This is a genomic window from Candidatus Xiphinematobacter sp., assembly GCA_016766635.1.
Taxonomy (GTDB): domain Bacteria; phylum Verrucomicrobiota; class Verrucomicrobiia; order Chthoniobacterales; family Xiphinematobacteraceae; genus Xiphinematobacter.
Window position 1 is genome coordinate 219,130 of record CP068473.1, and the last position, 10,770, is coordinate 229,899.

Consider the following 10,770-nt stretch of genomic DNA (forward strand, 5'->3'; position numbering starts at 1 on the left):
AAGGCCCCACCTCAAACTCCTCAGAAAGGCCCCTTGGAGGGGGGGGAACGGACAAACGCCGCTACTCCACGATGATTTTCCTTGGACGCACACTCTCCGATTTCGGTACGTGCAGCGTGAGGAGGCCTTCTTCCAAATTAGCCCTAATACCAGAGGCATTCACCTCCGGAGAAAGGTCAAACACCCGCCGGTAGCCCCTCCTCTCCCCCTCTTCTTCCCGATGCGGCGACTGCCCCCCCGAGTGGCACTGGCCCAGCTGACGATGCCCAGTCACCATTAACTTGCCGTCCTCAACGGAGACCTCTACGCCATTCCTGTTGACACCGGGCATTTCTACTTCCAGGGTATAGCCATCCCTATTATGCCAGATATCTGCAGCAGGAGTAACAAAAAACGAACCGCCAGCGGCCCGCTCCACTCTATCTACCTCACTTCCCGGTTTGGAAACAATTTCTTCTTGAGACATAATCCTGTGTGGAAAAAATCACAAAAACCACCCTAGCTCGCATGGATTGTAACTCTCCTTGGTTTCGCTTTCTCACTCTTAGGCAAGACGATAGCCAGGATACCGTCCTTGTAGGAAGCAGTCACCGCACTTTCATTCACTCCAGTGGGTAAACTAATAGATCTAGAAAACTTCCCAAAGAACCGCTCTCGCCGGAGTGGTTCCCCCTCTTTTGCTTGCTGGTCGGCCTTACGCTGGCCAGAAACGGTAAGCAAGCTGTCCTTCAACTCAATTTCAAAATCCTCCCGTCCCATCCCCACTAGCTCCAACTTTACGACGATCCTATCCTCTTCTTCATCCATGGTAAGGAAATGACGGCTCCACGGGGTCCTTAGAAAGGACGGCTCGGCAATCCACTCGAGAGCATGGTTAAAAAAATCACGCAGCGATGACGCCTGGTGGAACGCCTCCCACGGAAACACCTCATAGTCTCGCAGTCTTTGAAGTCTGCTCATTCCTTCCTCCTTTCGTTTTTTTAGCTCCTACTTCACTTCGCCGTATCCCAGAAGCCCCCCTTCCCCCTTCCCACAAAAGGGCCTTGTAGAGCCTCTTGCCAACCCACATACTCAGGCTCCGTGCAGCGTACACTTTGTAATCCGAATTAGCAACAACTATTTGGCTGCCCTCCCCAACTAACGGTTACCTCTTTAAGCCTGCTACCTAAGAAAATGTCCGTAATTTCTCAGGTATTCAAGTACCAGGTTATCCGATCCGTTTTACAAAGTAGACTACAAGAATTGGTAGCTTTGTGGTGGCCCCAATCATTTTATCCTTGCCGTGAAGTGGAATTCCTTTCTCATATCGCCCGGGTTGGCTTGCTGACATGCAAACAGGGCTCACTACTACCTCGGATATTTTCTGGATGAGAAGGGCCCTCGCTGAGGCCACAAAGGGTGTTGGATGGACGAGCCCTAACCCAGCTGTGGGAGCTGTTATTGTACGGGATGGGTGCCTTATCGCGAGAGGCTTTCACCGCCAGGCTGGCGGTCCTCATGCAGAAATAGAGGCGCTGCAAACGCTAAAATCTCCAGGGGAAGCCCACGGAGCCGAGCTCTTTGTCACTCTAGAACCCTGTTCTACTGCTGGACGAACGCCTCCTTGCACCGACACCATCACTACAGTAGGATTTTCCAGGGTAATATTTGGAGCATTCGATCCAAACCCTCTCCATGCTGGCCGTGCGGTGCGTTTACTAAGATCCGCAGGAATTCAGGTTACCACCGGCATTCTGGAGGAAGAATGTTTCCTTCTTAACGAAGGGTGGAATAAATGGATATGCACTGGAACTCCATTGGTCATTGCCAAGGTTGCTATGTCCCTAGACGGTTATATCTCTTCTCACCCAAGACGTCGCTGGATCACCGGCGCCGCTAGCCGACGAGATGCCATGAACCTCCGCTCCACTGTAGACGCTATTTTAGTTGGAGGGGAGACAATTCGGACTGATAATCCACGTCTTACACTGCGTGGAGTGCCTCCTCGGCCGCAACCTTGGCGGGTGGTTTGGACGCAAAAAAGCCTGCCCCCATATGCAAAGATTTTCACTGACCGTTACCAAAATCGCACCCTGATTTTTCAGAACAGCTCCCTTAGAGAAACACTCTACTCCTTAGGAACGCGCAACATTAGGTCCGTACTAATCGAGGGAGGAGGATACTTGCTTGGCGAAGCACTAGATCAGCGTGTCATTGACAAATTCTGCCTCTATTATGCCCCGCTGTTTTTAGGTGGGAAGGTGCCAGCCTTTGGTGGATTAGGCATCCTTTCTCTCGCTCAGGCACTACGGCTGACTAGAGTCCAGTATACACGTATTGGAGATGACATCCGTCTGGAAGCCTACCCAATGACTGCTAGTTAGCCCAAGACACCACCGTAGCTGTTCAGTCAAATAAGCCAGTGGGTTGTGTCGGAAGCTTCCTGCGCGGTAAAGGGGGGACGAGAGGGATTCGACAACCGAGTGGAACTGCCTTCTGCGGGGGATGCTGCCGAAAAACAAAACCGCCATGTATCCTCCACGTACTTATTTTATTAGGTGCCTCTCCCTCCCAGAGAAACAAACCATGGACGCGCACGGGGACACACACTCGCGTTGCACCATTGCTGTTTGTTTGTTGGCCAGGGCTACTGTAAAAGGCGACAAACAAGACCTTTCGCCAGATTACCTGCTTCTCTACATCCTTTCTCCGTGTATTTAGAGAATTCCGGGATTGTTCCAAAGTTCTGCAATCCACTTAATGCTCTTCTACTCCACCTCCCCTACTGAGGGCAAACCCACTCCCAGCGCCTTAGTGACAGGCTTACTAGGAAGTGTGACAGATCAAAGGATTCAAAGACTGAGGGAGTGAGCCTCCACGGACACTTTCCTGTCGTTGGTCAATCCTAACTATGCATCTGTACATCATATACTGTCATGGGCCGGTCACGCTCTCATGCGGGGGTATTCTCCCATACAAGTAGGGTGTACCTGACAAACGACTTCTAGAAAAATCGACTACTGTGTTCAGGGCCAGTTGTGCAATCAGTAAATACAAGGTTCCTTGGATAAGTTCTTGATTCAGGAATGTGGTATGGTGCAGCGTTGTTCGGGAGGGAATTGGGCAATTTTGGAGAACCACGAAGTTCACCGGGAACTCCCGATCTGCAGACACCAATCTGGCATACATCTTCCCCAGTGTGCTCTTATTACGTGCATTTATACGCATTCTCCAGAAGTACTTCCCCCAAGTTATCTGCCTCATGACTGTGTACGCTTATATTTAAGCGTGACTGAGCGTGGAGATGCTGAGATTGCTGAGATTAGAGGAACTAAGGAAAGGTAGTACCTGCTTGGCAAGCCTAAGGGGTGCAACAACTTACCCACTGTGACAGCAGACCATCCTAATACCTCCTTATGGAAATGAATTCCACCTGAATTATTACCTACCACCAGGATAGCTCTTACAACGCCCGGGTGCAGGGACATTCTAGGTGTTACGGCAGGACTCGGACATTTCCACACTGCGAGGTTGGTGTTGGAAAGTTCCTCCACAGCGTCGCTATACTCCCCCTCCAGGAGTCAGGAAGTGGCCTGCAGTCCTTCACTGACCGTTCGGGGTCCCTTTTGCTGGAGCCTTCTGTTGCTTCAGCAAAACTAAATGGTGACCTATTTCCCCTGAACAGCTTGCCTCGCACCTTATATGCTCATCGAAATCTCCGTGACGCCTCTAACCATTCTTTTCTTTTTTTGGAGAGATGAGAGAAGACTCCTTGTGTATGAGCCCAGTGTGCGACTACATGTTACGGAGCCGTCAAGATTAATCCATGGATAAAATCCATCGAAACTCACAAGCCACGTGGTGAGATCCAGCAAGAAATGGCGGGCCACTCCCGTCGATAAGAAAGCCATTACCAAAGTAGATCTAGCGCCCGTAATTCTTCCTTCAAAGGGATTTCTCTTTTTCTCAATCTACCCACCAGATTGTTCCGGCCATGTCGCTGCCACACGCCTAAACCCAAACTCGGTACGGTTCAGAAGGTCAAATGTGGCACATAATGTGATTGGGATTACAATTCCGTCTGCAAGACAATAAGGCCTCTGGTGAAAGCACTAAACTAATAGGAGAGTGGCACAGCCTAGTGGGATTTTGGGTATCGGCCCCCGGAGAAGTTGTCCGGAACATGCTCTGTGCAGAAAGCAACCTGCCTACTTCCATTAATGATAGTTCTGCGGCCCTCGTCATAAGATTGCTATTCTAGTTCACTCCTCTATTGGATTCCTTAGATCTGGACTTGGAGGCCATCATAGGCAGGAAACACCCTACTGGGTAAAGAAGATCGGATCTGCTCATATTTGAGTTCATGGCCCATGTGGGTAAAATAGCAAGTGCGGCTACTAAGATGCTTAGCCACTCTTAAAGCACCTTGGACAGTCAGATGGGTAGGGTGGGATGTGTAACGCAGCGCACCAACCACCAGCACTTCCACCCCTCTTGCTACACCTTCTGCTCTTGATGGAACGGTACTACAGTCCGTATAGTAGGCGAGGGCTTTCCTTCCAGCGTGATAGAATACGAAACCAGCTGTGGTGAATAGGCCGTGCGGAAGGTCCACTGGGACAATCCGGAGATCTCCCAAATTAAATTCCCCGTGGATTTCTCTCAGATGCGGCCGCGCCTGATTGCCTGCCTCCCTAAAGGCATAGAAAAACATTCTCTTGATCCCTGTAAGTGTCTCTGACACACCGTAAATGGGTGTATCGGAGTTCTTGAATTTAAGGAAGTGGCACAAATCGTCAAATCCTAGAATGTGATCAGAGTGTGCGTGCGTATAGAGAACAGCATCCATGCCCCGAATGTTCGCCCGTAAGCACTGCGCCCGGAAATCCGGAGGGGTGTCCACAATGAGGCATATCTGCTCGGTTCGCAATAGGATGGAGGGTCGCAGTCTGTGGTCTTTGGGATCCTGTGAACGACAGACCTCGCAGTCGCAGCCAATAACCGGCACACCGCTAGAAGTTCCGGTCCCCAAAAAGGTAAGTTCTAATTTTGCCATAAGATATCCTACCTTGTTTCTTCTATGCAGGAAACATGCCTTGATCTTCTCTGCTATGAATCTGCCACGCTTTACCTCTTCCTTTTGACGGAAGCGGGAGATCACTGCATGGAGAGGAAGTAGGACTGTGGAAGGCGCGAGTCGACCAATTTGGGTGCATTTGAATTAGCGAATTAGCTGTGGCACTCCACAAGTTCCTAAGCGGAGTAGACGCTTGGAAAAGGTTAATGAATTTTAGGTCACCGGGCCGCCTTAAGTCTAATTTGCTTTCTCTAGCTGAGGGAGCTTAAAAACGCTTGCTCACTGTGAGGTCCACTCTTCCTTGGATGCCCAAGGTTTAATCTTTTTGGCATGCCGTGCCAGTCACCTAAATAACTTCCTTTTCAAAAAAAGCTTGCAAGACAAACGGGGTCCATCAGTTTGCGCTAGCAGTGCATAGAACTCTTCAGCGACAACGAACAACAGTGGAAGGCGCCCGCAGGCGGCAATTCTGACAGAATACATCGCAGAAACCTCGGATGCTCCCCAAGAATTGGAACAATATTAATGCCATTCGTAGCGCGCTTATCGTAGCGCGCTTAGGAACACCTGGCGACGACCTCCGCCGAGGGAACCAGTACCCTTTCGGGAAGTCCAACGCAGAACTTAATTTTGAAACCCTATGGTAAGTCGAATGAATAAGACTAGAATAAGACCAAGGGCCGGAACGTGCTCTTCGAAAGCAGTGTACATAAAAAATATGAATCAAAAAATAGAAATCTAGTCCGCGGTGAAAGATGGCATGTTGCACTGAAATTACCTGTGGCATCCGTGGTGTAATGGGGGTGGGCTTCCACAACAAAAGTCGCGGAGGATAATGTGGCGGGGTCGAAAAGTAATCCTGCAACCGGGCCGGGCTTTTTTTCTGCACGGTGGATGCCGCAATACCACAAAATGGACTCTGGGTTGAGAGAGGGATCTTGTCCGAAAACTGTGTTCAACTGATTATAGCGCGAATGAGTTCCATCCGGGTGTGCATCTAAGCGCGTGGGGTTTCATGGAGAGTAAGCTTTCGATGTTGATTTTTCAAAAGGCTGCTTTAGACACTAATCAGCAGAGATGGTTTTTCCATGTTGGTCCAAGAACGGACCAGGAAGGGCCCCAACCATCTCCATAAGAAAAGAAGAGAGTAAAACAAAGGGTAACCAAGGAAACTTTCTACCGAAAGTCACCAGCAACTTGCTTCAGACGCGACTCCAAATCCAATCTCCCAGGGATAAACGACGCAAAATACGAAGAGCATCCGGTCTCCTACTAACGGGAACTACGTCCTAAGCTAGATCCGCAGCAACAGCTCCATCAATTCCTGGATTGTCGCAGGATGGTCTAATCCAATAGAGATAGGGGCGCCCGGACTCGAACCGGGAACCAAGCAGTTATGAGCCGCCTGCTCTACCATTGAGCTACACCCCCCACATCCATTCACCTTGTTCCCCCCTTACAGCGATTATTCGATGCAAAAACGAACTGGGTTTAGTAGCCAAATCGTTGCCCAGAAGGGGGTGCTAATGAAGTAATCAACTCCTGGCGCCCTGGAAAGAGTCTCTCTTCTACAGCAAGGCCTTGGCCCGTACCATTTTACTCCTCTTGCTAGAATGGAGGCATGTTGCGATTGCCCCCCTATGTCCAAGCCTAGTTGGAGCCAGAAACAAGCCAGTAAGTTGTCCTGGAACTCCCGAAAAGCCCTCTTCCTTCCCCTTTCTCCTTCTAGAAAGATCCTCAAGCCCTGCTGATGGACCTTCTAAATAACGCACTACTAACCAAAAGAGAGCCGAGCTATTTCTACATTTGGCACGCGAGTCCATAAAATACCTACAAGCCTACTTCGGGGGACGACGTTTATTTATTGGTGAAGCAACGGCTACTGAGATAGAATCTTGATGAAGGCTCTTTTCCTCAGCCCCTTTAACCAACGCTCCTGAGTTCTGGCACGCTCTTGGCGAACGAGAAAGCGTTCAATTTCGTCGCGGACTTCCCCAATCCTCTTCACCGATGCGCGTTTGTGGGCCTCTACAAACAGGATGTAATGGGCATCCCCAATGGAGGTAACAGGGCTAATCTCTCCAGACCGCATAGAAAACGCCAAATCGGAAAGATCTGCATTCAAGGTCGTCCGCCCAATCCACCCCCAATCCCCACCGGAATCTCTAGTGGAGGTATCCTCAGAGTATACACGCGCCATATGGTCAAATTTCTCTCCACCGATCAGCTTAGCGTGAATCTCCTCAGCAACAGCTTTCTTGTTCCCTCTACCCACTAAGGAATCGCCACTACTGCTGCCTTCGCGCAAAACAATCATCCGCAGCTTTACCCGCTCTGGAGTAGTATATGAGCTTCTATTCTTCCTGAAATACTGCCATACCTGGACGGGCGAGGTAACAAAATCGTCCTTTATATTTTCCTGATGCATTGCCAGGATGGCTATCCTGTCAGTCTCGGCTTTTCTAAGCTGGTCTAGTGTACCATGCTGGGACCACAAGGTGTGGACGAGCGCAGACCGATTTCCGCCGAAATTCTCGCAGATAATTTTCCTTATTTGCCCCTCTACCACACCGGGAGGTATGATAAGCTCGCGCTTGCGAAACTCCTGGAGTATAAGCTGACGGTCGACTAACTCCCTGGTCACCAAGTTTCTCAGGCTCTGTAGCTTTTCCTGGTCTCCAACCATGCCACAGCCACCCAGCGCTGTCCTCTCTCTACTACGCACAGCTTCGCGGACTTCCGAGGTGGTAACCACGTTACCGTTAACGATAGCGGCAACCCCATCCAAAAACTCTTCATGAGCGCCACAGACGCATGTAGAGGCTAAGGAAACCACCGAGAGGGTACACAAAAAAACGACCACTAGCTTGAACATCAACTCAATCAACGCCTCGCCAAGCCGCCTTACGGAGTACCGCCCAAAACCATGGTCCTCCGAGCACCTAAGGGAGGGAGTATCCTCCCACATACGTCTGAACACAAACAGCCTGTTTTGTTTTTCACCACCTGGCCTAGCTTTAACTGTTATCCGGCTCATCTGCAACACTCAAAAAAACCTAGAAGGAAGACTCATAGGATTCGTCTCACGTGTGTTCCCCCTGTTCCCTTGCATGCAACAGAATGTCCACAAAGATTCGCTGGACTTGATGGATATTGACCCCGAGCTCAACTTATACAGCATCGAAAATGTATACCCCATTTGTGTATTGCTTCCCAGAACTGCTCTGGATGCTACTGCTCCTCGGGATCCTTGGTCCATCCCAGATTCATTTCGCCCCAGAGAATTCTGCCTGGAGCCAAAGAGCTAGTATGCTAGACATCGGAAGGCTACGCCATAGCAGTTATGGCTGCGACCCGAAGACTTTGTAGTCTTGCCTTATTGGCCTATTTACCAGTAATTTCTGTACCAAGCTCGCACCACACATAATATTCAAGATTCAAGAGCTACAACTTTGTCCTCTGTTTTCTATCAGCCGTCAGAGTTTCCCATAGCGACGGCGGCGGCGACCATACTCATCCAAAGCTTCTCGTAAATCTGCAGCCCGAAAATCCGGCCACAACTTCGATGTTACATAAATCTCCGTATAACTAGACTGCCAAAGAAGAAAATTAGAAAGCCGGATTTCCCCGGAAGTTCGAATCAAAAGATCTGGATCAGGTATACCTTGAGTATACAGATAATTCCCAAATAGCTGATCATCAATTTGATCCATATCTACTTGCCCATCCTGCACGGCTTGCACGATACGCCTAGCTGCATCAACAATTTCCATTCGACTGCTGTAGCTCAAAGCAAGGACTAGCGTAATGCCACGATTAGAAGCGGTACGTTCTCTTGCTTTTTCTAGGAGGTGCCGACAGGTAGCCGGTAAATCTTGCAAATGCCCAATGGCATACAAGCGAACTTCCTGATGGATCATTTCTTCGATGCTTTCCCGAAGGAAGCGTTCTAGTAAGTCCATCAATCCTTTCACTTCTACAGAAGGCCGCTTCCAATTTTCCGATGAAAACGCATATAAAGTTAGGTACTGGACTCCTATCTTCCTACAGACCTCTATGCACTCCCGAATGGAGTCTGCTCCTGCTTGATGGCCCGACAATCGGGGAAATCCCCGCTGCTCTGCCCAACGCCCATTACCATCCATAATGATGGCAATATGTGTAGGAACTTTTCCATTATTCATTTAGATCCGTATGGTCTGCTCCCTACTTGCTCCTACACTAACAAATATTGGATCAGCACCCATAAATTCTGAAATCAATTTTATATATTTCCTTGCTCTCGCCGGCAAATCGCTGTAGGTGCGGGCGCATGCAGTGGAACACTGCCAGCCCGGTACCGCCTTATAGATCGGTTTGCATCTTTCCATATCAGAGACCATAGCTGGAGGTGTACGGAGCGTATGGCCTTCTAGTTGATAGCCGATGCATACTTGGATAGTCGCCATAGCATCCAACCCATCCAAGTTAGTGATCGCCAGTCTATCAATGCCATTAACCATGCTTGCGTAGACAGCGGCTACGGCGTCAAACCAACCGCATCGGCGGGGACGGCCAGTTGTTGTTCCAAACTCGCGCCCCATTTTGTGAAAAAAATGACTCAATTCCTTGTTTTCAGTAGGAAATGGACCGCTACCCACGCGAGTAGCGTATGCTTTGACTACCCCAATAACGTGGTTGATTTCCTGTGGTGGTATACCGCTTCCCGTACAGGCGCCACCCGCTGTGGTGTTGCTACTGGTTACGAAAGGGTAAGTACCATGGTCTAGATCCAGATAGGCACCTTGTGCTCCCTCGAAGAGTAATCTCTTCTTTCTCGCTATCGCATCGTGCAGAAAGACTACTGTGTTACAGACAAAAGGGCGTAAAACCTCGGCGGCCGCTTGATAAGCTTCCAAAATCTTTCCACAGTCCAGCGGCTCTGCCCTTAGGTAAAGCAGCGTTGTGTTGTTTTCTCGAACACGTTCGGCTAGTCTCTCCATAAAGGTATTCGGGCTAACCAAGTCACACATCCGTAACCCTATACGAGCTACTTTATCTGAGTAAGCGGGGCCGATCCCTTGCTTTGTGGTGCCGAGCTTGCCACATCCTCTGAGAGTTTCCAGTCGCTCATCCAGCATACGATGATAGGGGAGGACCAGATGAGCCAATTCACTAATAAGTAGATTGTTTCCCACCTCGACACCCTGGACTCGGAGAGCTTGAATTTCTTCTACCAAAGCAACAGGGTCGATAACCACGCCATTCCCAATAACACACACCTTATTGCGCCGTAAAATCCCCGATGGGATTAGATGTAGAATATACTTTCTCTCCCCACGGATAATGGTGTGACCTGCATTATTGCCTCCTTGACTACGGACCACGACATCTGCCTCCTCCATGAGGTAGTCAATAATTTTTCCCTTCCCTTCATCTCCCCACTGAGCGCCAACAAGGACAATATTTGCCATTTTCGTAAATACTACTGCGGGAACTACTGCGGGAAGATGCAGCCTTTGCCTCCAGACAGGTCCAGAGTCCGCGTAACCTTCTAGGATCCATTCCCTCGGTACACAAGGGAAATTATGCTTCCCACGGCCATTTTTTCGTCCACTAGGCCTATTTTCTCCTGGATCTGGAGATGCATAAGAAACATACCTGAAAAAGTTGGCCGACCCTATTGAACTCTATTGACCAGACCTATTTCTGATCTCTTGCATTGAAGTTGCCGG

Annotated in this window: 7 protein-coding genes and 1 tRNA gene; 1 reads left to right on the top strand and 7 read right to left on the bottom strand. The window is 49.5% G+C overall.

Annotated features, from left to right (window positions below):
- Positions 1-61: 61 nt before the first annotated feature.
- Entirely contained in the window at positions 62-466 is a 405-nt protein-coding gene (locus JMM79_00995; GenBank protein QQY08541.1) for an Hsp20/alpha crystallin family protein, read from the bottom strand.
- Positions 467-498: 32 nt separating this feature from the next.
- Positions 499-960: an Hsp20/alpha crystallin family protein gene (locus JMM79_01000; GenBank protein QQY08542.1), complete on the bottom strand. Its 462-nt coding sequence runs from the start codon at positions 958-960 to the stop codon at positions 499-501.
- A 368-nt stretch (positions 961-1,328) separates the two neighbouring features.
- Here JMM79_01000 and ribD point away from each other — a divergent pair, with 368 nt between their 5' ends.
- Complete coding sequence (gene ribD / locus JMM79_01005) at positions 1,329-2,363, top strand: bifunctional diaminohydroxyphosphoribosylaminopyrimidine deaminase/5-amino-6-(5-phosphoribosylamino)uracil reductase RibD (protein ID QQY08543.1); 1,035 nt, start codon at positions 1,329-1,331, stop codon at positions 2,361-2,363.
- A 1,898-nt stretch (positions 2,364-4,261) separates the two neighbouring features.
- On the opposite strand, the gene JMM79_01010 is transcribed toward ribD, so the two are convergent.
- From JMM79_01010 to JMM79_01030, 5 genes are all read right to left on the bottom strand, one after another.
- Complete coding sequence (locus JMM79_01010) at positions 4,262-5,035, bottom strand: MBL fold metallo-hydrolase (protein QQY08544.1); 774 nt, start codon at positions 5,033-5,035, stop codon at positions 4,262-4,264.
- A 1,380-nt stretch (positions 5,036-6,415) separates the two neighbouring features.
- Positions 6,416-6,487: transfer RNA gene (locus JMM79_01015), tRNA-Ile, on the bottom strand.
- A 448-nt stretch (positions 6,488-6,935) separates the two neighbouring features.
- Positions 6,936-8,093 (bottom strand): peptidylprolyl isomerase, encoded by a 1,158-nt coding sequence (locus tag JMM79_01020; GenBank protein ID QQY08545.1) that lies wholly within the window; start codon positions 8,091-8,093, stop codon positions 6,936-6,938.
- Between the two features lie 439 nt (positions 8,094-8,532).
- Positions 8,533-9,240 carry an isoprenyl transferase gene (locus tag JMM79_01025; protein ID QQY08546.1) on the bottom strand — a complete coding sequence of 236 codons (708 nt, stop codon included), beginning with the start codon at positions 9,238-9,240 and terminating at the stop codon, positions 8,533-8,535.
- A complete protein-coding gene (locus JMM79_01030) occupies positions 9,241-10,509 on the bottom strand; it encodes an adenylosuccinate synthase (protein ID QQY08547.1) in 1,269 nt (422 codons plus the stop codon).
- Positions 10,510-10,770 lie beyond the last annotated feature (261 nt).

Excerpts from the sequence above, each read along its gene's own strand:
- JMM79_00995 (QQY08541.1), bottom strand. The coding sequence starts at position 466 with ATGTCTCAAGAAGAAATTGTTTCCAAACCGGGAAGTGAGGTAGATAGA.
- ribD (QQY08543.1), top strand. The coding sequence starts at position 1,329 with ATGCAAACAGGGCTCACTACTACCTCGGATATTTTCTGGATGAGAAGG.
- JMM79_01025 (QQY08546.1), bottom strand. The coding sequence starts at position 9,240 with ATGAATAATGGAAAAGTTCCTACACATATTGCCATCATTATGGATGGT.
- JMM79_01000 (QQY08542.1), bottom strand. The coding sequence starts at position 960 with ATGAGCAGACTTCAAAGACTGCGAGACTATGAGGTGTTTCCGTGGGAG.
- JMM79_01030 (QQY08547.1), bottom strand. The coding sequence starts at position 10,509 with ATGGCAAATATTGTCCTTGTTGGCGCTCAGTGGGGAGATGAAGGGAAG.
- JMM79_01020 (QQY08545.1), bottom strand. The coding sequence starts at position 8,093 with ATGAGCCGGATAACAGTTAAAGCTAGGCCAGGTGGTGAAAAACAAAAC.
- JMM79_01010 (QQY08544.1), bottom strand. The coding sequence starts at position 5,035 with ATGGCAAAATTAGAACTTACCTTTTTGGGGACCGGAACTTCTAGCGGT.